Source organism: Alistipes sp. CAG:29, assembly GCF_000435435.1.
Lineage (GTDB): Bacteria > Bacteroidota > Bacteroidia > Bacteroidales > Rikenellaceae > Alistipes > Alistipes onderdonkii.
The window spans coordinates 1-20,227 of record NZ_FR893389.1; the positions used below are offsets into that span (position 1 = coordinate 1).

Below are 20,227 nucleotides of genomic sequence, written 5' to 3' on the forward strand. Positions count from 1 at the left end.
GATTTTCCCGTCGCGGTCGGTGTCGAAATTATCGAGTACGTAAGTTCTGAAAACAGGGTCGGGAATCGCGCCTCCGTCCCAGAAGATTTGGGGATCTGCGGCCTTTTTTCCGCTTTGGCAGGAAATGGTTGCGGCGGGATATGCGAAAACCGCCAAAACTGTGATGGGGAGGAATCGTTTCATGGGATTAGTAAAGTATTTGTCAAAAATGAACAATTTCAGAGACAAATATAACAATTTTCCCGAAAAAACGGTTTGTTTCCGGAAGTTTATGTGTCCAACTTCACGACAAAATACGACGCTCCGCTGCGGCGGGCCGCTTCGAGCCCGATTTCGGAGTCTTCGAAGATCAGCGTTTCCTGCGGCGTGCAGCCCTCGCGGCGCATGGCCTCCAGGAAGCAGTCCGGGGCGGGTTTGCTGTGCTCGACGTCGGAGCCCGAGAGGATGCCGTCCACGGAGCCGTTCGGCCCTTCGCCCGGCTCGGGATCCCGCGCCGCACCCGGGGTTGCCGCACCTGTTCCGGCCGTGGCGGTATATGATCCGGCCGCGCCCGGCGCCGTATTTCCCGCTCCGGTCGTATCCACGTCCGCTCCGGCCGTACCTTTGCCCGTTCCTTCCACACCGGCTCCGTCCATGCCCGTTGCGGTCGTACCCTTGCCAGCTCCGACCATTTCCGCTTCGTCCATGCCGGCGCAGCCTGCCGGCGCCGGGCTCCCCGCCCGCTGTCCCGTGACCGTGATCCCCAGGTGGCGCATTGCGTTGTCGATATTGGCGCGGCTGCCCGTCGATACGATCCATACGCGGCCGCCCTGCGCCCGGAACTGCCTGCAGAACTCCCACAGCGGGCGGTTGAGCCGCACGGTGTCGAAGAACGCGGGGTAGAGCGCGATCTTGCGCAGCCGCAGCCGCTCGCGCTCCCCGGGGTCGGCGATGCCGTAACGGGTCAGGAACTCGTTGCACCGCATGCCGAAATACTTTGCCGCATACTCCTCCTCGGTGAGCGCATAGCCCGCCTCGCGCAGCGTGGCGACATAGGCCAGCGTATTGGCGCGCCGCGTGTCGGCCAGCGTGCCGTCGAAGTCGAGCAGGATAAGTCGGATTTGCATGACGGGTTACTTTTTCCCTGCCAGTTCGTAACTGCGGGCGATCAGCGGGGCGATTTCCCCCAGGGCTACGCTGCCGTCCAGCCGTACGGTGAGCCACGTGCGTTTGTTCATATGGTAACCGGGGAAATAATGTTCGAAGTCCAGCGCCCGCGCCATGGTCTCCGCATCGGCCCGGATGTCGAGAATCTCTGTCCGCCCCTCGTCCGCGAGGCCGAGTTTGCCGGCCTGCACCGTCAATATCACGGCATACCATTTGGCGTTGTCCTGCCGCCGGAAAACGGCGTAGTCCGGGAATTTCTCCCAGAGGAACTCCGGTTCGCCGCCCCATGAGGCACGGATATGGCGGATTGTGCGGAGCGTTTCTTCGCTGCGGAAAATTTCTTCGCGCGCGAAGCCGAAATCCTTTGTCCAGTCGTTTCCCATCTCCTTTTGTTTTTAGTCGAACGACTGCATGCCCGACTGTGCGATGCGCATCAGGCGCTGGTATTCGGTGGGGGTGAGTTCCATGAAGAAGTAGTGGATCGGGTCGACGCGCATGCCGTTCAGCCGCACCTCGTAGTGGAGGTGGGGCGAGAGCGAAAGGCCCGTGTCGCCCGAGAGGGCGATGATCTCGCCGCGGCTCACGCGCTGGCCCTTGCGGACGTTGATCTTCGAGAGGTGGCTGTACGAAGTCTCGTAGCCGTTGCCGTGGTCGATCACGACCGTCTGCCCCGACGTGGAGTTGCGCAGCGCCACGTCGCGCACCACGCCGTCGGCCGTGGCGAAGACGCGCGACCCCTCGGGGATGGTATAGTCCACGCCCTGGTGCGATTGCAGGGTCTTGTAGAAGGGGTGTATGCGCATGCCGTACGAGGCCGTGAGCAGCGTCAACTGCTTGTTTATCACGGGCTGGATGGCCGGGATGTTGTTGCAGCCGCTGCCCGCCGAGTCGATGAGCGCCTGCAGGTCGAGGTACGAGGCGTTCAGCTCGTCGAGCCGCTTCTCCATGTCGGCGACCCGTTCGCGCAGTTCGAGCTTGAGCCGCCGCGACGAACGGTTGAAGATGTTTTCGTAGGTGACGGCCTGCCGGCGTTCGTATTCCGAATCGAAGTCGTAGGGATCCGATTCGAAGAGGATGCGGAAGACGTTGCGGTCGCGCTCGGAGAGGTTGTGCATGACGGTCGTCAGCGAGTCGTACCGCTGGGTGAGGGCGGCGTATTCGCGGCGCAGGCGGTCGGTTGAGTGTTTGAGCTCGTACTCCACGGGGGTGTCGAAGAAAAGCGAGAACCCGATGTAGTAGAGCACGGCGACCCCGGCCCACACGAAAAAGTGCACCGTCGCGCGTATGATGTTCTGTTTGCGGCGCTTACGCCTGCGGAGCCGCTCCAGGTCTTTCTTTCCTGCCATCTCAGAGCTTTTCGAAGTTCGTATCGCGCATGTTCTCCATGAGTGCGTCGTATTCCGCGGCGGTCATGTTGCGGTTGAAATAGTTAATCGGGTTCACCGGCATGCCCTTGTGGATCACCTCGTAGTGGAGGTGGGGGCCCGAGGAGATGCCCGTGTTGCCCGTTTCGGCGATGACCTGCCCGCGGGTGACCCGTTCGCCCGGCTGCACGAGGACTTTGCTCAGGTGTGCGTAGCGGGTCTTGTAGCCGAATTCGTGGTTCAGCAGCACCATGTGTCCGTAGCCGCCGTTGCCCCCCGAGGAGGCGACCTCCACCACGGCGTCGCCCGTGGCGTAGACCGGCGTGCCGCGGTCGCAGCCCAGGTCGATGCCCTTGTGGGGGCGGATATACCCCAGCACGGGGTGCATCCGGCGTAGGTTGAAGGCGCCGATATGGTCGTTGTGCAGCGCCGAGCGGTCGATGGGCCAGATGGCCGGGATCGCCGCCGACATCTTCTCCTTGTCGCGGGCGAATGCCTGCAATTCGTCGAAGGACACCGATTCGAGGTAGAGTATGCGGGCCAGCGCGTCGAGCTGCTTCCAGGTGCCGACCATCAGCGGGGCGAAGTCGTCCCCGGCCATCGCGGCGTATTTGGTGTCGGGGTAGGGCTGCCACACGCCGTCGATCGACACCGTGTCGGTCGAGAAGAGCGAGCGGTAGACGTAGTTGTCGCGGTGGCGGATTTCGTCCACGCGCCGCTGCGAGGTGCGGATGCGGTCTTGCAGGATGCGGTACTTGATGACCAGGTCGCGGTTGTCGCGGATGATGCGGTACATCTTGGGGGTGTAGAAGAAGTACGAGAAGAGCACGTTGGCGATCGAGACGAGGATGAAGCCGATGAGTATTTTCCGGATCAGGCGGTAGGTGCGCAGGCGGAAAGGTGCCGTGACCACGTCGCGCGTCAGCGCCTGCGCTTCCTGTGTCAGCGCCTGCGTGTCGAATCTCTGCCCTTTTTGCTTCATTGCGGAAAAAACTCCGGTTAATAGGATGCAAATTTAACTTTAATTGTGTAATTTTGCAACCCGAAATCACAAACGTGGAAATCGGATAAAATCTTATATATGGAATCGAATAAAATTCGCCGGGCCTTTCTGGACTTCTTCGAGAGCAAGGGCCATGTGATCGTGCCCTCGGCACCGATGGTCGTCAAGGGGGATCCCACGCTGATGTTCACCAACGCGGGCATGAACCAGTTCAAGGATATTTTCCTGGGCAATGCGCCCCGCAAATATCCGCGTGCGGCCGACACCCAGAAGTGTCTGCGCGTTTCGGGCAAGCACAACGACCTGGAGGAGGTGGGGCATGACACCTACCACCATACGATGTTCGAGATGCTGGGCAACTGGTCTTATGGCGATTACTTCAAGAAAGAGGCGATCGAATGGGCGTGGGAGCTGCTCCACGGCGTCTACAAACTTCCCGCCGACCGCATGTACGCCACGGTTTTCGAAGGCTCCGAGGAGGACGGCGTGCCCTTCGACCAGGAGGCCTACGACTACTGGAAGCAGTTTCTGCCCGAAGACCATATCATCCGCGGCAACAAGCACGACAATTTCTGGGAGATGGGCGAGACCGGCCCCTGCGGCCCCTGCTCGGAGATCCATTTCGACCTGCGCGACGAGGCGGAGATCGCCTCCAAACCGGGACGCGGGATGGTCAATGCGGGCCATCCGCAGGTGATCGAGATCTGGAACCTCGTGTTCATGCAGTTCAACCGCAAGGCCAACGGCTCGCTGGAGGAGCTTCCGGCGCGCAACGTCGATACCGGCATGGGCTTCGAGCGCCTCTGCATGATCCTCCAGGGCAAGAAATCGAACTACGACACCGACGTGTTCCAGCCTACGATCCAGCGTATTTCGCAGCTTTCGGGCAAGACCTACGGCGCCGACGCGAAGTGCGACGTGGCGATGCGCGTCATCGCCGACCACCTGCGTGCCATCGCCTTCTCGATCGCCGACGGGCAGCTGCCGTCGAACGTCAAGGCCGGCTACGTCATCCGCCGCATCCTGCGCCGCGCCGTGCGCTACGGCTATACCTACCTCGGCTTTACGGAGCCTACGATCTGCCGGCTGGTTCCCGGACTGGTGGAGCAGATGGGCGGCCAGTTCCCCGAACTGAAGGCCCAGCAGGCGCTGATCGAAAAGGTCATCGAGGAGGAGGAGGCCTCGTTCCTGCGTACGCTGGCCACGGGCATCAGCCTGCTGGACGGCGTGGTCGAAAAGACCAAGAAAGAGGGCCGCAAACTGATCTCGGGCAAGGACGCCTTCGAGCTTTACGATACGTTCGGGTTCCCGATCGACCTGACGGAGCTCATCGCCCGCGAACAGGGCGTCGGCGTCGACCTCGCGGCCTTTGAAACCGAGTTGCAGGCGCAGAAGGAGCGTTCGCGCAACGCCGCGGCCGTCGATACCGACGACTGGGTGGAGCTGTTCCCCATTCGCGAGAGCGTCTTCACGGGCTACGACACGCTGACCGAGCGGGTGAAGATCGCCCGTTACCGCCGCGTGACCTCCAAAGGCAAGACCTCCTACCAGCTGGTCTTCGACCGCACGCCGTTCTACGGCAACTCGGGCGGTCAGATCGGTGACATCGGCTATATCGAGAATGCCAACGAGCGCATCGCCGTCGTGGCTACCGAAAAGGAAAACGGACTGATTATCCATATCGTCAAGGAGCTTCCCGAAAACCCTGCGGCCGAGTTCACGGCCGTCGTGGACGCTGCCAAACGCCAGGCCGCGGCCAACAACCATACCGCGACACACCTCATGCACGAGGCGCTGCGCAAGGTGCTGGGATCGCACGTCGAGCAAAAGGGTTCGATGGTGACGCCCGAGATCCTGCGCTTCGACTTTTCGCATTTCCAGAAGATGACTCCCGCCGAGCTGCGCCAGGTCGAGATGCTCGTCAACCGCGCCGTCCGCGCCAACTATCCGTTGGAGGAGAACCGCGAGGCCACCAAGGAGGAGGCCGAGAAATGCGGTGCCATGATGCTCTTCGGCGAGAAGTACGGCGATCGGGTGCGCATGGTGCGCTTCGGTACGTCGGTCGAGCTCTGCGGCGGTACGCACACCAGCGCCACGGGTAACATCGGGTTCTTCAAGATACTGACCGAGAGCGCCATCTCGGCCGGCGTGCGCCGCATCGAAGCCGTCACGGGCGAACAGGCCGAGAAGATCATCTACGCCGCCGAGGATACGATGCGCGACATCAGCGAATACCTCCACAACCCGCAGGTGCTGCAGGCCGTAAAGAAAATGTTCGAGAGCAACGAGACGCTTTCGAAGGAGGTCGAGGCCATGCGCCGCGAGCAGGTCGCCCAGTGGGCCGAGAAGATCATCTCCTCGACGCCCGAGCGCCACGGGGTGCAGCTCATCGCCACTCAGACCGACCGTACGCCCGAGTTCGTCAAAGACCTGGCCTATAACCTGCGTGCCCGCTCCCCGAAGCTGGTGTTCGTGCAGGGGGCGGTCAACGACGGCAAACCCATGCTGACGGTGATGCTCGGCGACGAGATCACGGCCCAGGGCGTGAACGCCGGTGCCGTGGTGCGCGAGGCTGCGAAACTGATGCAGGGCGGCGGCGGCGGACAGGCGTTCTTCGCCACGGCGGGCGGCAAGAACCCCGACGGGCTGCAGGCCGCCATCGACAAGGCCGTGGAGCTGATTATGGCCCAGGTAAAGTAAAAGAATAGTTAAAAACCGGATAATTATGAATAACAAGGTATTACTGATGATCCTCGACGGCTGGGGCAACGGCCGCCACGACAAGGCCGATGTCATTTCGACCGTCCATCCCGAATATATCTCGGCCATGACGGCGAAATATCCCCATGCCGAGCTGCGCACCGACGGCGAGAACGTCGGCCTGCCCGACGGCCAGATGGGCAATTCGGAGGTCGGGCACCTCAATATCGGCGCCGGCCGCGTGGTCTACCAGGATCTGGTGAAGATCAACCGCGCCTGCCGCGACAATTCGATCCTGGAGAACCCCGAGGTCAAGGCAGCGTTCGAACATGCCAAAAAGAACGGCGTGAACATGCATTTCATGGGCCTCGTGTCGGACGGCGGCGTGCACTCGTCGCTCGAGCACCTTTTCAAGCTGTGCGACATCTCGGCGGCCTACGGCCTCGAAAATACCTTCGTGCACTGCTTCATGGACGGCCGCGACACCGACCCGCACAGCGGCAAGGGGTTCGTCGCCGACCTCGAAAAGCACCTCGCAGCCACGACGGGCAAGATCGCCACGGTGATCGGGCGCTACTACGCGATGGATCGCGACAAGCGCTGGGAACGGGTCAAGGTTGCCTACGACGCGCTGGTCAGCGGCATCGGCGAGCGTTCGTCGGACATGGTCGAAGCCGTCCAGAAATCCTATGACGAGGGCGTTACGGACGAGTTCATCAAGCCTTTCGTGCGCATCGACGAGAACGGGCAGCCCGTCGGCATGATCCGCCCCAACGACGTGGTGGTCTTTTTCAACTACCGCAACGACCGCGCCAAGGAGCTGACCATCGTGCTGACGCAGGAGGACATGCCCGCCGAGGGGATGCACACCATGCCCCTCTACTATTGCTGCATGACCCCCTACGATGCCAAGTTCACGGGGCTGCACATCCTCTTCGACAAGGACAACGTGCCCAACACCATCGGCGAGTTCGTTTCGAAGCAGGGCTTGCGGCAGCTGCGCATCGCCGAGACCGAGAAATATGCCCACGTGACGTTCTTCCTGAACGGCGGCCGCGAGGCGGAGTTCGCGGGCGAAGACCGCATCCTCGTCGCGTCGCCCAAGGTGGCCACCTACGACCTGCAACCCGAGATGAGCGCTCCGGAAGTCGCTGATAAACTGGTTGCTGCACTCGGTGAGCGGAAGTTCGACTTTATCTGCCTGAATTTCGCCAATGGCGACATGGTCGGCCATACGGGCGTCTACGATGCCATCGTGAAGGCCGTGAAGGCCGTCGACGGGTGCGTCGCCAAAGTTGTCGAGGCTGCTAAGGAGAACGGTTACGAGGTCGTCATGATCGCCGACCACGGCAATGCCGACAACGCTGTCAATGCCGACGGTACGCCCAATACGGCGCATTCGCTCAACCCCGTGCCCATCGTGGTCGTTTCCGACCGTGTGAAGTCGGTGCACGACGGTATCCTGGCCGACGTCGCGCCGACGGTGCTCAAGTTGATGGGGCTGGAGCAACCCGCCGAAATGACCGGCAAGGCGCTCGTGGAGATGAAATAGCCTGCCTTTTCAATAAAACACCCCGGAATCTACATTCCGGGGTGTTTTTCGTTAGGGGTGACGTGTCGGGATAAACCCTTATTTGGAGCGTGGCAAATTCCGGGAATTAAAAGAGCGTTTGCTGCTGCGCAGATGCAGGCCGGTAGAACTCCATCCGGGTGGCTATGCCCAGCTTTGCGCACAGGTTGCGGAACGTGTCGTCCAGCGCCCGGCAGTTCGGGCCGAAGCATTCGTAGCGGTTGCCGAAACAGGCTTCGTAACGTGCTTTCAGCCCGGGGAACCCGCGCTCCAGGGCGGCATGGAAATGCTCCCTCGACCCGCTGCGGAGCGTCACGCCGAACATCGGGAGGATATACGACGCCCCCGCGTCCTTCGCCCGGCGGACGATGGCTTCGACATTTTCCCGCGTGTCGTTGATCAGCGGCAGCAGCGGCATCATCGTGACACCCGTATAAATGCCCTTGGCAGCCAGTGCCGCCATCGCGCGGAACCGCTCCGAAGAGGCCGGGGCGCCGGGTTCCGTGCGGACGCTGAGCGCGTCGTCGGCACAGGTCACGGTGAAACTCACCGCCGCGTAGGTGGCGGAAATTTCCTGCAGGATGTCGGCATCGCGCTCCGCCAGGGAGCTCTTGGTGATGACATGCACCGGGAAGCGCTCGTCGGCGATCATGCCCAGTGCCCGGCGGGTCAGCCGCAGCTCGCGCTCGACGGGCATGTAGGGGTCGTTCATCGACCCCGTGCCGATCGTGGCGCGTTTTTTCCGCCGGGCACGCAGCTCGGCGGGCAGCAATTCCAGTGCGTTGCGCTTCACGGCTATCTGGGCGATGTCCCCGATCCCATAGCAGTCGCTGCGCGTGTCGCAGTAGATGCACCCGTGCTGGCATCCCCGGTAGAGGTTCATGTTGTAGGCGATGCCGAACCACCGATCGGCCGTCCGCAGCTTCGAGAGGATCGTTTTGGTTTCGATATACCGCATGGGCGGGTCAGTAGAGCTCGATGAACTCGTAGGTGTTGCCTACGGCCGCCAGGTAACGCAGGAACTCCTCACGGGAGATCACCACCGTCGACCGGTTGTCGTTGGGGTGGAACGAGTAGGCCGGCAGCCGTTGCAGGCTGGCGTCGAGGAACAGGTGCACGTGCCTGGCCGGGTCGTTGATCAGCCCGAAGGGCGACACCGAACCGGGACGCAACCCCAGCCAGCGCTCCATGCGCTGCTCCGAAGCGAACGACAGTTTGCCCTGCCTCAGGCGGTGTTCCAGGTCGTGGATGGCCAGGTTCCGTTCGCAGTCGAAACATACGAGGTAGTGGCGGTTGCCTTTGTGGTTGCGGAAAAAGAGGTTCTTGCAGTGCTTCGATCCGTCGTCGCGCCAGTAGCGGCGTGCGGCCTCGATGGTCGGTGCCTCGGGGTGTTCGTACCACGTGTAGGCGATGCCGCGGGCGTCGAGCCAGCCGAAAACCCGCTGCCGGCGTTCGTCCGGCGTCGGGGCGGCCGTTGCGGCGCCGGGGCTTGCCGTTTCCATTCCTTCCATGGCTATCGGGCCTTGCAGAATTCTTCGATATTCTCCGCGATGCAGCCTACCAGCACGTCGATGGCTTCGCGCGGCGACCATGCGTTGTGGGGCGAGAGCAGCAGCCGGTCGGGTTCGCGGATGCCCAGCAGCGGGTTATCCGCGGCCAGCGGCTCGCGCGAGAATACGTCGAGCGCGGCGCCTGCGACCGATCCCCGGTCGAGGGCTTCGGCCAGTGCCGCCTCGTCGACGATCCCGCCGCGGGCGACGTTCACGAGGATGGCCGATTGCTTCATCACGGCCAGCTCCGGGGCGCCGATCAGCCCCCGCGTGTGGTCGTTCAGCGGCGCGTGCACCGAGACCGTGTCCGCCCAGCCCAGCAGTTCGGGAAGCGACACGGCGGGGTAGGGCTCTTCGCGCACGGCGCCCGAGGTCGAGGTGTAGCGTACCTCGCAGCCGAAGGCCGCGGCGAGCCGCGCCACTTCGTGCCCGATGGCGCCGAGCCCCACGATGCCCCACTTCGAGCCGTAGAGCTGGTGCGTGGGTTTGGCGAAGTGGAACTGCTGCCCGGCGGCCGAGTAAGCGCCGCTCTTGACATAGCGGTCGTAGTAGACGATGTGCCGCCGCAGGGCGATGGCCGCCCCGAGGGTGGTTTCGGCTACGGAGTGCGTCGAGTAGCCCGCGGCGTTCCTGACGGCGATGTCCAGCTCGGCCGCGGCGTCGAGGTCGATGTTGTTCATGCCCGTGGCGGCTATGCAGATCAGGCGCAGCCCGGGGAGTGCGGCGAGCGTCTCGCGGCGCATCACGACTTTGTTGGTGATGACGATTTCGGCATCGCGGCAGCGATCCGCGACCTCGTCCGGCGCGGTCGTGCTGTAACCCGTGTACCGGCCCAGCTCGTGCAGGCGGGTCAGGTCGGCACCCCCGAGGGTGTACTCGTCCAGAAATACGATGTTAGGTTTCATTGGCGTATGTGTTTATGGTTTTGTTGTCAGTCCATTTCCCCGATCAGCGTGCGGATCGCCACCGAGGCGCAGCCGATGCCGAACAGCGCCGGGATGTAGGAGATCGTGCCGACGTTCGACTTCTTGTTCTGCTCGTCGCAGAGGATCATCGCCCCCTCGCGCATCGCTTCGGGCGAGAATACCGCCTTGAAGCCGCTGCGGACGCCCAGTTTGTGCAGCCGCTTGCGGAGCATGTGCGCCAGGGGGCAGTGGTGGGTCTTCGAGATGTCGGCGATCTCCATCTTCGTGGGGTCGGTCTTGGCGCCGGCGCCCATCGAGCTGACCAGCGGCAGCGAACGGTCGAGGGCACCCTTTATCAGCGCCAGCTTGGGCGAGAGGGTGTCGATGGCGTCCACCACGAAATCGTATGCGGCGGCGTCGAGCAGCGTGTAGGTCTCCTCGTCCCGGATGTAGCGGTTGACGATGGTCAGCCCGATCGCGGGGTTGATGTCCCGCAGCCGGTCGGCGAGCACCTCGGCCTTCTGCCGGCCTACGGTCGAATGCAGGGCCACCAGCTGGCGGTTGATGTTGCTCGGCGCCACGGTGTCGGCGTCGGCGATGGTCATGCGTCCCACGCCCGCCCGGGCGATCATTTCGGCGGCATAGGCGCCTACGCCGCCCAGTCCCACGACGAGCACGTGCGCCTGCCGGAGCAGGTCGAGTTTTTCCTTGCCGAGCAGCAGCTCGGTGCGTTCAAGCCAGTTATCCATTTTGCGGGGCGAATATCCGTTCGTAATTTTCGGTCGTCGCCCGTTTCAGGGCTTCGACGGTGGTGCCTCTCACCGCTGCCGCGTGCGCGTAGACCTCCTCGATGCCGGTGTCGCTGTCGTCGGTTTCGAGGAAGAGCTGCCCGGGGGGCGTTTCGCGCAGCGCTTCCAGGGTCTTGGGCGACGAGAACGTCCGCACGCCGAACGAGAGGTAGTAGCCTTTCTCCAGTGCGCGGCGTGCCTGCTCGGGCGAGCCGATGAACCCGTGGAATATGACGGCACGGGGCTCGCGGGCGGCCAGTTCCAGCATGACGGGCTCGAAGGCCCTGACGCAGTGCAGCACTACGGGCAGTTGCCGGTCGCGCGCCAGTGCCAGCTGGGCGCGGAAGGCGGCCAGTTGCTGCTGGCGCCCGGCGCCGCGGGCATAGTCGAGCCCCGTCTCGCCGATGGCCTGTACGTCCGCCGGGAGCGTGCCGAGTGCGGCGATGTCCTCTTTGTCTGCATCCCACGGGTGGATGCCGGCGGTGCGGAGCTCGATGCCCCGGCCTGTCGGGCGGTGGGTGTGTATGTTGACGAATTGGGAGGTCATTGCGACAAAAGTACAAATTTTAAGTAAATTAAAAAATAATAGATAATGCATACGGATTTTTCGGAAAAAATTCGTACTTTCGCACGCGAATTATGCTGTTAGCAGGCTAACAACAAAAACCGGCCCGAAATTTAACCCAAAAATATCCAAACATAACAATCAAAATCTTTAACCATGTCGAAAATCATTACACTACGCAAGGGTCTCGACATCAATCTCCGGGGAAAGGCCCAGGAGTCTCTGGCCGACGCGCCGCAGGCTTCGGAGTATGCCCTCTCGCCGCTCGATTTCGAAGGCGTGACTCCCAAGTTGCTGGTTAAGGTAGGCGATGAGGTGAAAGCCGGTACGCCGCTGTTCTTCAACAAGTACAGCGAGCGTGTCCTCTTCACGTCGCCTGTCAGCGGGACGGTTGCTGCCGTCAACCGCGGGGAGAAGCGCAAGGTGCTCTCCGTAACCGTAACGCCGGATGCCACGCAGAGCTACGAGGAGTTCGCCAAGCCCGACCTCCAGAAAGCGTCCCGCGAGGAGATTGTCGAACTGCTGCTCCGTTCGGGCCTTTGGCCGATGATCGTGCAGCGGCCCTATGGCATCATCGCCGACCCGAACGACACGCCGAAGGCCGTTTTCATTTCCGCCTTCGACTCCGCGCCGCTGGCCCCGGATTACAACTTCGTGCTCCGCAACGAGCAGAAGAACCTCCAGGCCGGCATCGAGGTGATGCGCCGCCTCACGCCGGGCAAAGTGCACCTTTCGGTGCGTGCCAAGGCCGAGGGGCAGATGCCCATGCTCAAGGGTGCCGAGCTGCACACCTTCGCGGGCAAGCATCCCGCGGGCAACGTCGGCATCCAGATCCACCACATCGACCCCGTGAACAAGGGCGACGTCGTGTGGACGGTCAATATCCAGGATCTGGCCATCATCGGCCGCCTGTTCAACGAAGGCCGCGTCGACATGACGAAGATCATCGCCGTAGCCGGCTCTGAGATCGAAAAACCGCAGTACTGCCGCGTCGTCGCGGGCGCCAGGGTCGATTCGATCCTCCGGGGCAACGTGAAACCCCAAAAGGAGGGCGACCATGTACGCATCATCTCGGGCAACGTGCTCACCGGCACGAAGACTCCGGCCGACGGCTTCCTCGGTTTCTATGCCAATCAGCTTACGGTGATCCCCGAGGGCGACAAGTACGAGCTGCTGGGCTGGGCGATGCCCCGTTTCAACAAGTTCTCCGTATCGCGCTCCTATTTCTCGTGGCTCTGCCCGAAGAAGGCCTACGACCTCGACACCAACATGAACGGCGGCGAGCGCCCGTTCGTCGTGACGGGGCTCTACGAGCAGTACCTGCCGATGGACATTTACCCGATGTACCTGCTGAAGGCCTGCCTTGCCGGCGACATCGACAAGATGGAGAACCTCGGCATCTACGAGGTCGTGGAGGAGGATTTCGCCCTGTGCGAATTCGTAGACCCCTCGAAGATCGAGATACAGCAGATCATCCGCGACGGTATTAACTTAATGATTAAGGAGGCATAACGATGAGCGCATTACGCAATTTGGTAGATAAGATCAAGCCCACGTTCACCAAGGGTGGCAAGCTGGGCTTCCTGGAGTCGACGTTCGATGCGTTCGAGACATTCCTGTTCGTACCGAACACCACGACGCAGAAAGGCGCGCACATACGCGACTGCAACGACATGAAGCGTACGATGATCATGGTGGTCGTCGCCCTGATGCCGGCGCTCCTGTTCGGGTTCTATAACACGGGTTACCTGCATTTCCTCTCGCAGGGCGTACAGCCCGAATTCTGGGCTTCGCTCTGGTTCGGGTTCCTCAAGGTGCTGCCCATCATCGTCGTTTCGTACGTCGTCGGCCTGGGCATCGAGTTCGCCTTCGCACAGGCCCGCGGCCACGAGGTCAATGAAGGTTTCCTTGTGACGGGCCTGCTGATCCCGATGATCATGCCGGTGGACATCCCGCTGTGGATGGTGGCGCTGGCCACGGCCTTCTCGGTCATCTTCGGCAAGGAGGTGTTCGGCGGTACGGGTATGAACGTCTTCAACCCCGCGCTGCTGGCCCGCGCCTTCGCGTTCTTCGCCTATACGCCCTCGATGTCGGGCGCTACGGTGTGGATTGCAGGCATGACGGAAGATATGAAGAACGTCGCAGCCAATATCCCGGGCTATGTGCCGCAGGTGGTGGACGGCTTCTCGGGCGCTACGGCACTCGAAAACCTGAGCACCACGGGCCAGATGGGCTATTCGGCCATGGATGCCTTCCTCGGTTTCATTCCGGGGTGTATCGGCGAGACCTCGACGCTGGCAATCCTCCTGGGCGCCGCGATCCTCCTGTTCACGGGCGTCGCTTCGTGGCGCACGATGGTTTCGGTATTCGTCGGCGGGCTGGCGATGGGCTATTTCTTCCAGGCGATCGGTGTGACGACCTATCCGGCATGGTACCACCTGATCATCGGCGGTTTCGCATTCGGTGCCGTCTTCATGGCCACCGACCCCGTGACCTCGGCCCAGACCAATACGGGCAAGTATATCGTGGGGCTGCTGACCGGTGCGCTGGCAGTGCTGATCCGCGTGGTCAACCCGGCCTATCCCGAGGGCATGATGCTGTCGATCCTCTTTATGAATGCGCTGGCTCCGCTGGTGGACTACTACGTGGTCGAGGCGAACATCTCGCGCAGAAAGAAACGTGTTAAACTGGCGAAATAGGGGAGATATATGGCAACGAAAAAATTCAAATGCACAGTCTGCGGCTATATCCACGAAGGGAAGGCCGCTCCCGAAACATGCCCCGTTTGCGCGGCTCCCGCTTCGGCGTTCGTCGAGATCGAGGACGCGAAGAAGAAGGGGATGCTGAGCGACAAGAACGGCAACGCATATATTATAATGTATTCGACCGTGATGGTCGTGATCGTGGCGACGCTGCTCGCCGTGGCGGCACTCTCGCTCCAGAAGCGCCAGTATGCCAACGAGCTGAACGAAAAGAAATCCTCGATCCTCTCGTCGCTCTCGGCGCAGGGGCAGAACTACGACACCTTCATCGACGCCTACGTCGTCGACGCCCGGGGCGAGAAAGTCGAGGGGCAGGACGTATTCGAACTGCTCAAGGACTTGCCGGGTGCTTTCGACGACGGCAAATTCCCCGTGTTCGAGGCCAAGGACGGCCGTGTGGTGATCCCGGTTACGGGTACCGGTCTTTGGGGCCCGGTCTGGGGTTATGTGGCGCTCGAAAAGGATATGGACACGATGGCCGGTATCATCATGGCCCACAAGGGCGAGACCCCGGGCCTGGGTGCCGAGATCGCCACGCCGAAATACCAGGCGCTGTTCGTCGGCAAGAAGATTTTCAAGGGCGACCAGTTCGTTTCCGTGAAGCTGCGTAAGGGCGGCGCACAGGATCCCGAGCATGAAGTGGATGCCATTTCGGGCGGTACGAAGACTTCGGACGGCGTGACGGCGATGCTTTACAACAGCCTGCACCACTACCTGCCGCTGCTCGAAGCCAAGCGCAAGGCCGCAATCGAGGATGTCGTGTTTGCTCCCGTGCGGGATGAGTCTAACGAAGAAAATGTAGGAAACAATGAGTAAGCAAGAAAAAGAGCCTTTGTTTTCGGCTAAGAATATGAAGTTCCTGACGGGGCCGTTCTCCGCGAACAACCCGGTCATCGTGCAGATCCTGGGTATCTGCTCGGCGCTGGCCGTCACCGTGCAGCTCAAGCCCGCCATCGTCATGGCCCTCTCCGTGACGGTCGTGACGGGTTTCTCGAACCTGGTGATGTCGCTGCTGCGCAACGGCGTGCCTTCGCGCATCCGCATCATCGTGCAGCTGGTGGTCATCGCCGCGCTGGTAATCCTGGTCGACCAGGTGCTCAAGGCCTTTGTCTTCGAGGTGTCGAAGCAGCTGTCGGTCTATGTCGGCCTTATCATCACCAACTGTATCGTCATGGGACGTATCGAGGCATTCGCGCTGGCTAACAAGCCGTGGGCGTCGCTGCTCGACGGTATCGGCAACGGCCTGGGGTACGGCCTGATCCTGGTGATCGTGGCTTTCTTCCGCGAGCTTTTCGGCTCGGGCACCCTGATGGGCTGGCGCATCATCCCCGAGAGCTGGTATGCGGCCGAGGGCGGCTGGTACTACAACAACGGGCTGATGCTCTTCCCGCCGATGGCGCTGATCATCGTGGGCTGCATCATCTGGGTGCACCGTTCGCGCAATAAGGATTTACAGGAAAAATAGGAGGGTAACGTATGGAATCATTGAATATCTTTATCCGGTCGATCTTCATCGACAACATGGTCTTCGCGTTCTTCTTCGGCATGTGTTCCTACATCGCCGTTTCGAAGAGCGTAAAAACGGCCCTCGGCCTCGGCGCCGCCGTTACGTTCGTGATGGTGATGACCGTGCCGCTGAACTACCTCCTGTATGAATTCGTACTCAAGGCAGGCGCCCTTTCGTGGGCCGGGCTGCCCGATGTGAACCTGGACTTCCTGACGTTCATCGTTTTCATCGCCACCATCGCCGCTTTCGTGCAGCTGGTGGAGATGGCCGTCGAGAAGTTCTCGCCGACGCTTTACAGCCAGCTGGGTATCTTCCTGCCGCTGATCGCCGTGAACTGCGCCATCATGGGCGGCTCGCTTTTCATGCAGCAGAAGGTCGATGCGCTGGAGCTGACGTCGCTCTGGCAGTCGATCGTCTACGGCCTGGGTTCCGGCCTGGGCTGGTGGCTCGCCATCGTCATGATGGCCGCCATCCGCGAGAAGACGACCTACTCGCAGATTCCCGCGGCGCTCAAGGGCCCCGGTATCGCGTTTATCATCACCGGCCTGATGGGTATCGCCTTCATGATCTTCTCGGGTATTCAGTTCTAACCTTAAAAGAGATTCGGAAAAAATGGAATTGACTATTATAGTTGCAATCATTGCCTTTCTGGTGGTGACCCTTCTGTTGGTGGGGCTGCTTCTCTTTGCAAAGGCCAAACTGACCTCGTCGGGCGAAGTTACGATCGACATCAACGGCGGCGAGAAGGTCATCACGACCGAAAGCGGCTCGACGCTGCTCGCAACGCTGGCCAACAACAAGGTCTTCCTGCCTTCGGCCTGCGGCGGCGGCGGTTCGTGCGGCATGTGCAAATGCCAGGTGATCGAGGGTGGCGGCGACATCCTGCCCACCGAGACCGGTTTCATCACGCGCAAGATGGCCAAGGAGCACTGGCGCCTGGGATGCCAGGTCAAGGTGAAGGAGAACCTCAAGATACAGGTTCCCGAAGCCGTGCTCGGCGTCAAGAAGTGGGAGTGCACCGTGGTCTCGAACCGCAATATCTCGACCTTCCTCAAGGAGTTCGTCGTCAAGCTGCCCGAAGGCGAGAACCTCAAGTTCCGCAGCGGCGGCTACATCCAGATCGACATCCCGAAATACGATGCCATCAAGTTCTCGGACATGGACGTCGACGAGGCCTACCGTGCCGACTGGGACAAGTTCAAGATGTGGGATCTGGTTACGACCAACCCCGAGGCTACGTTCCGTGCCTACTCGATGGCCAACCACCCGGCCGAGGGCAATATCATCATGCTCAACATCCGTATCGCCACGCCGCCTTTCGACAAGGCTACGGGCGGGTTCATGAAGGTGAACCCGGGTATCTGCTCGTCGTACATCTTCTCCCGCAAGCCGGGCGACAAGGTGACGATCTCGGGCCCCTACGGCGAGTTCTTCCTGCCGGACAACCTGCCCGACACGCAGGAGCTGATCTTCATCGGCGGCGGTGCCGGTATGGCCCCGATGCGCAGCCACCTGATGCATCTGTTCAAGACCGAAAAGACCAAGCGCCCCGTGTCGTTCTGGTACGGTGCCCGTGCGCTGAAGGAGGCTCCCTATGTGGACGAGTTCCATGCCATCGAAAAGGAGTTCCCCAATTTCAAGTTCAACCTGGCGCTCGACCGTCCCGATCCCGAGGCGGATGCCGCGGGCGTGAAATACACCCCGGGCTTCGTGCATAACGTGCTCTATGAGAATTACCTCAAGAACCACCAGGCGCCCGAGGACTGCATCTACCTCATGTGCGGCCCCCCGATGATGATCGCGTCGGTGGTCAAGATGCTGGACGACCTCGGAGTGCCGTCGGAGAATATCCTCTACGACAACTTCGGCTCGTAGCGGTGCGGTGATCCGCTGAACGCCGCAGGCGCATAAACGGGAAGGGGCGAAGATTCGAAGTGTTTCGAAGGCTTCGCTCCTTTCCGTTTGTCGTTTCCGCAGGGCGGGGAGTGCGGAGCTGCCGGGATTTTTTGTGTTGCATATCGGCCCGTCCGGAAATGTACACTTTTCGGGATAAATTATTATATTTGTACTAATAACCGATTCGACAAACTCCAAAAACCTTAATTCTATCGAAATGAACATTCCATTGATTTTCTGGATCGTCCCCGCCGCCGCTGTCATTGCCCTGGCCATAGCCTGGGCATTTTACCGCAGGATGAAGCGCGAGGACGAAGGTACCCCGCGCATGCGCGAGATCGCCGAGCACGTGCGCAAGGGCGCCATGGCCTACCTGCGCCAGCAGTACAAGGTCGTACTGATCGTATTCATCATCCTGGCGCTGTTCTTCGCCTACCTGGCCTACGGCGCCGGGGTACAGAACCCCTGGGTGCCCTTCGCCTTCCTGACGGGCGGTTTCTTCTCGGGGCTTGCCGGCTATTTCGGCATGAAGACGGCGACCTACGCCTCGGCGCGTACGGCCAACGCCGCACGCCAGTCGCTCGACCGCGGCCTGAAGGTCGCCTTCCGCAGCGGCGCCGTGATGGGGCTCGTGGTCGTGGGGCTCGGGCTGCTGGACATCTCGTTCTGGTATATTATCCTCGAACGCTTCGTGGAGGTGTCGGGGCCGCAGAAACTCGTGGTCATCACCACGACGATGCTGACCTTCGGCATGGGCGCCTCGACGCAGGCCCTCTTCGCACGTGTCGGCGGCGGTATCTATACCAAGGCGGCCGACGTGGGTGCCGACCTGGTGGGTAAGGTCGAGGCGGGGATCCCGGAGGACGATCCGCGCAACCCCGCGACCATCGCCGACAACGTGGGCGACAACGTAGGCGACGTGGCCGGTATGGGCGCCGACCTCTACGAGAGCTATTGCGGTTCGGTGCTCGCCACGGCGGCGCTGGGCGCGGCGGCGTTCGCCACGGCCGACGGCATGGCGATGCAGCTCAAGGCCGTGCTGGCGCCGATGCTGATCGCGGCCGTGGGGATCGTGCTCTCGATCATCGGCATCTTCCTCGTGCGAACCCGTGAGGGCGCCTCGATGCGCGAGCTGCTCCGCTCGCTGGGCGTGGGTGTCAATTTCAGTTCGCTGCTGATTGCCGGCGCGACGTTCGGCATCCTCTACCTGCTGGGTATCCAGAACTGGCTCGGGCTGTCGTGCTCGGTCATCACGGGGCTCGTCGCCGGTATCATCATCGGGCAGGCTACCGAATATTACACTTCGCACTCCTATAAACCGACGCAGAAGATCGCCGGAAGCGCCCAGACCGGGCCGGCCACGGTCATCATCGCCGGGGTCGGGTCGGGCATGATCTCGACGGCCATCCCCGTCCTGACGATCGGTGCCGCGATTATCCTCGCCTATCTGTGCGCCATCGGCTTCGACATGGAGAATATGATGGCTCCGATGAATATGTCGCTGGGGCTCTACGGCATCGGCATCGCCGCCGTCGGTATGCTCTCGACGCTGGGCATCACGCTCGCCACGGACGCCTACGGCCCGATCGCTGACAATGCGGGCGGCAATGCCGAAATGAGCGGCCTCGGCCCCGAGGTGCGCAAGCGCACCGATGCGCTGGACGCGCTGGGCAATACGACCGCTGCCACGGGCAAGGGCTTCGCCATCGGATCCGCGGCGCTGACCGCACTGGCACTGCTGGCATCCTACATCGAGGAGATCCGTATCGGGTTGCTGCACAACGGCATCACGATGCTTGACCTGCCCAACGGCACCTCGCAGCTGGTCGAGAAGGCTTCGATCCTCGATTTCATGGAGTATTACCAGGTCACGCTGATGAACCCGACGGTGCTGATCGGCATCTTCATCGGCGCCATGATGTCGTTCCTGTTCTGCGGCCTGACGATGAACGCCGTGGGACGTGCCGCCGAGAGCATGGTGAACGAGGTGCGCCGCCAGTTCCGCGAGATCAAGGGCATCCTCACGGGCGAAGGCACGCCGGACTATGCCCGCTGCGTGGAGATTTCGACCCGCGGCGCACAGCGCGAGATGATGTTCCCCAGCCTGCTGGCCATCGTCGTGCCGGTAGCCGTCGGTCTCGTGTTTGGCGTGGCCGGCGTGATGGGCCTGCTGGTCGGCGGCCTCAGCTCGGGTTTCGTGCTGGCCGTGTTCATGGCCAATGCGGGCGGCGCGTGGGACAATGCCAAGAAGATGGTCGAGGAGGGGCATTTCGGCGGCAAAGGCTCCGAATGCCACAAGGCCACCGTGGTGGGCGATACCGTCGGCGACCCGTTCAAGGACACTTCGGGCCCGTCGCTTAACATCCTTATCAAGCTGATGTCGATGGTTTCCATCGTCATGGCCGGGCTGACGGTGGCTTGCCACCTGTTCTGACCCATGTGACGATAAAGGCAATAAGAAAAGCCACCCG

The 20,227-nt window shown here is 61.7% G+C and carries 19 protein-coding genes; 10 read left to right on the plus strand and 9 right to left on the minus strand.

Annotation, left to right across the window (positions count from 1 at the left end; all coding sequences use genetic code 11):
* The coding region (locus QVP03_RS00155) for a hypothetical protein (protein ID WP_288210573.1) at window positions 1-234 on the plus strand (234 nt) is incomplete at its 5' end.
* Between the two features lie 35 nt (window positions 235-269).
* Here the strand turns inward: QVP03_RS00155 and QVP03_RS00160 are convergent.
* From QVP03_RS00160 to QVP03_RS00175, 4 genes are read right to left on the minus strand one after another with little or no spacing between them, the layout of a single operon-like run.
* Entirely contained in the window at window positions 270-1,106 is an 837-nt protein-coding gene (locus QVP03_RS00160) for an HAD family hydrolase (protein WP_022331683.1), read from the minus strand.
* 6 nt (window positions 1,107-1,112) lie between these two features.
* Complete coding sequence (locus QVP03_RS00165; RefSeq protein ID WP_022331684.1) at window positions 1,113-1,529, minus strand: MmcQ/YjbR family DNA-binding protein; 417 nt, start codon at window positions 1,527-1,529, stop codon at window positions 1,113-1,115.
* A 12-nt stretch (window positions 1,530-1,541) separates the two neighbouring features.
* Window positions 1,542-2,492: a M23 family metallopeptidase gene (locus QVP03_RS00170; protein WP_022331685.1), complete on the minus strand. Its 951-nt coding sequence runs from the start codon at window positions 2,490-2,492 to the stop codon at window positions 1,542-1,544.
* A 1-nt stretch (window position 2,493) separates the two neighbouring features.
* Window positions 2,494-3,492, minus strand: coding sequence for a M23 family metallopeptidase (locus tag QVP03_RS00175; protein ID WP_022331686.1), 999 nt, complete (start codon window positions 3,490-3,492; stop codon window positions 2,494-2,496).
* Between the two features lie 99 nt (window positions 3,493-3,591).
* Here QVP03_RS00175 and alaS point away from each other — a divergent pair, with 99 nt between their 5' ends.
* Complete coding sequence (gene alaS / locus QVP03_RS00180; protein ID WP_022331687.1) at window positions 3,592-6,213, plus strand: alanine--tRNA ligase; 2,622 nt, start codon at window positions 3,592-3,594, stop codon at window positions 6,211-6,213.
* A 25-nt stretch (window positions 6,214-6,238) separates the two neighbouring features.
* Window positions 6,239-7,765, plus strand: a complete 1,527-nt coding sequence (gene gpmI, locus QVP03_RS00185) for a 2,3-bisphosphoglycerate-independent phosphoglycerate mutase (RefSeq protein WP_018697123.1) — start codon at window positions 6,239-6,241, stop codon at window positions 7,763-7,765.
* Window positions 7,766-7,871: 106 nt separating this feature from the next.
* Here gpmI and QVP03_RS00190 read toward each other — a convergent pair whose 3' ends face one another.
* From QVP03_RS00190 to QVP03_RS00210, 5 genes are read right to left on the minus strand one after another with little or no spacing between them, the layout of a single operon-like run.
* Window positions 7,872-8,741 (minus strand): SPL family radical SAM protein, encoded by an 870-nt coding sequence (locus QVP03_RS00190; protein ID WP_022331688.1) that lies wholly within the window; start codon window positions 8,739-8,741, stop codon window positions 7,872-7,874.
* Between the two features lie 7 nt (window positions 8,742-8,748).
* A complete protein-coding gene (locus QVP03_RS00195) occupies window positions 8,749-9,294 on the minus strand; it encodes a prolyl-tRNA synthetase associated domain-containing protein (RefSeq protein WP_022331689.1) in 546 nt (181 codons plus the stop codon).
* Window positions 9,295-9,296: 2 nt separating this feature from the next.
* On the minus strand, window positions 9,297-10,238 hold the full coding sequence (locus tag QVP03_RS00200; protein WP_022331690.1) for an NAD(P)-dependent oxidoreductase: 942 nt from the start codon (window positions 10,236-10,238) through the stop codon (window positions 9,297-9,299).
* Window positions 10,239-10,264: 26 nt separating this feature from the next.
* Complete coding sequence (locus QVP03_RS00205) at window positions 10,265-10,987, minus strand: tRNA threonylcarbamoyladenosine dehydratase (protein ID WP_022331691.1); 723 nt, start codon at window positions 10,985-10,987, stop codon at window positions 10,265-10,267.
* Complete coding sequence (locus QVP03_RS00210) at window positions 10,980-11,573, minus strand: TatD family hydrolase (protein WP_022331692.1); 594 nt, start codon at window positions 11,571-11,573, stop codon at window positions 10,980-10,982. Before QVP03_RS00210 ends, QVP03_RS00205 begins: the two co-directional genes overlap by 8 nt.
* 174 nt (window positions 11,574-11,747) lie before the next feature.
* Between QVP03_RS00210 and QVP03_RS00215 the strand changes: the two genes are divergently transcribed.
* From QVP03_RS00215 to QVP03_RS00245, 7 genes are all read left to right on the plus strand, one after another.
* Entirely contained in the window at window positions 11,748-13,103 is a 1,356-nt protein-coding gene (locus tag QVP03_RS00215; RefSeq protein ID WP_022331693.1) for a Na(+)-translocating NADH-quinone reductase subunit A, read from the plus strand.
* A 2-nt stretch (window positions 13,104-13,105) separates the two neighbouring features.
* The gene (locus QVP03_RS00220; protein WP_022331694.1) at window positions 13,106-14,290 is read left to right on the plus strand and encodes an NADH:ubiquinone reductase (Na(+)-transporting) subunit B; all 1,185 of its coding nucleotides are present in this window, start codon (window positions 13,106-13,108) and stop codon (window positions 14,288-14,290) included.
* 9 nt (window positions 14,291-14,299) lie between these two features.
* Window positions 14,300-15,169: an NADH:ubiquinone reductase (Na(+)-transporting) subunit C gene (gene nqrC, locus QVP03_RS00225; RefSeq protein ID WP_022331695.1), complete on the plus strand. Its 870-nt coding sequence runs from the start codon at window positions 14,300-14,302 to the stop codon at window positions 15,167-15,169.
* The gene (locus QVP03_RS00230; RefSeq protein ID WP_022331696.1) at window positions 15,162-15,818 is read left to right on the plus strand and encodes an NADH:ubiquinone reductase (Na(+)-transporting) subunit D; all 657 of its coding nucleotides are present in this window, start codon (window positions 15,162-15,164) and stop codon (window positions 15,816-15,818) included. Before nqrC ends, QVP03_RS00230 begins: the two co-directional genes overlap by 8 nt.
* Before the next feature lie 11 nt (window positions 15,819-15,829).
* Window positions 15,830-16,450, plus strand: coding sequence for an NADH:ubiquinone reductase (Na(+)-transporting) subunit E (nqrE, locus tag QVP03_RS00235; RefSeq protein WP_018697113.1), 621 nt, complete (start codon window positions 15,830-15,832; stop codon window positions 16,448-16,450).
* Between the two features lie 22 nt (window positions 16,451-16,472).
* Complete coding sequence (gene nqrF, locus QVP03_RS00240; protein ID WP_022331697.1) at window positions 16,473-17,735, plus strand: NADH:ubiquinone reductase (Na(+)-transporting) subunit F; 1,263 nt, start codon at window positions 16,473-16,475, stop codon at window positions 17,733-17,735.
* A gap of 238 nt (window positions 17,736-17,973) precedes the next feature.
* Window positions 17,974-20,190: a sodium-translocating pyrophosphatase gene (locus QVP03_RS00245; protein ID WP_022331698.1), complete on the plus strand. Its 2,217-nt coding sequence runs from the start codon at window positions 17,974-17,976 to the stop codon at window positions 20,188-20,190.
* The last annotated feature ends 37 nt before the right edge of the window (window positions 20,191-20,227 follow it).

Excerpts from the sequence above, each read along its gene's own strand:
- QVP03_RS00160 (WP_022331683.1), bottom strand. The coding sequence starts at position 1,106 with ATGCAAATCCGACTTATCCTGCTCGACTTCGACGGCACGCTGGCCGAC.
- QVP03_RS00165 (WP_022331684.1), bottom strand. The coding sequence starts at position 1,529 with ATGGGAAACGACTGGACAAAGGATTTCGGCTTCGCGCGCGAAGAAATT.
- QVP03_RS00170 (WP_022331685.1), bottom strand. The coding sequence starts at position 2,492 with ATGGCAGGAAAGAAAGACCTGGAGCGGCTCCGCAGGCGTAAGCGCCGC.
- QVP03_RS00175 (WP_022331686.1), bottom strand. The coding sequence starts at position 3,492 with ATGAAGCAAAAAGGGCAGAGATTCGACACGCAGGCGCTGACACAGGAA.
- alaS (WP_022331687.1), top strand. The coding sequence starts at position 3,592 with ATGGAATCGAATAAAATTCGCCGGGCCTTTCTGGACTTCTTCGAGAGC.
- gpmI (WP_018697123.1), top strand. The coding sequence starts at position 6,239 with ATGAATAACAAGGTATTACTGATGATCCTCGACGGCTGGGGCAACGGC.
- QVP03_RS00190 (WP_022331688.1), bottom strand. The coding sequence starts at position 8,741 with ATGCGGTATATCGAAACCAAAACGATCCTCTCGAAGCTGCGGACGGCC.
- QVP03_RS00195 (WP_022331689.1), bottom strand. The coding sequence starts at position 9,294 with ATGGAAGGAATGGAAACGGCAAGCCCCGGCGCCGCAACGGCCGCCCCG.
- QVP03_RS00200 (WP_022331690.1), bottom strand. The coding sequence starts at position 10,238 with ATGAAACCTAACATCGTATTTCTGGACGAGTACACCCTCGGGGGTGCC.
- QVP03_RS00205 (WP_022331691.1), bottom strand. The coding sequence starts at position 10,987 with ATGGATAACTGGCTTGAACGCACCGAGCTGCTGCTCGGCAAGGAAAAA.
- QVP03_RS00210 (WP_022331692.1), bottom strand. The coding sequence starts at position 11,573 with ATGACCTCCCAATTCGTCAACATACACACCCACCGCCCGACAGGCCGG.
- QVP03_RS00215 (WP_022331693.1), top strand. The coding sequence starts at position 11,748 with ATGTCGAAAATCATTACACTACGCAAGGGTCTCGACATCAATCTCCGG.
- QVP03_RS00220 (WP_022331694.1), top strand. The coding sequence starts at position 13,106 with ATGAGCGCATTACGCAATTTGGTAGATAAGATCAAGCCCACGTTCACC.
- nqrC (WP_022331695.1), top strand. The coding sequence starts at position 14,300 with ATGGCAACGAAAAAATTCAAATGCACAGTCTGCGGCTATATCCACGAA.
- QVP03_RS00230 (WP_022331696.1), top strand. The coding sequence starts at position 15,162 with ATGAGTAAGCAAGAAAAAGAGCCTTTGTTTTCGGCTAAGAATATGAAG.
- nqrE (WP_018697113.1), top strand. The coding sequence starts at position 15,830 with ATGGAATCATTGAATATCTTTATCCGGTCGATCTTCATCGACAACATG.
- nqrF (WP_022331697.1), top strand. The coding sequence starts at position 16,473 with ATGGAATTGACTATTATAGTTGCAATCATTGCCTTTCTGGTGGTGACC.
- QVP03_RS00245 (WP_022331698.1), top strand. The coding sequence starts at position 17,974 with ATGAACATTCCATTGATTTTCTGGATCGTCCCCGCCGCCGCTGTCATT.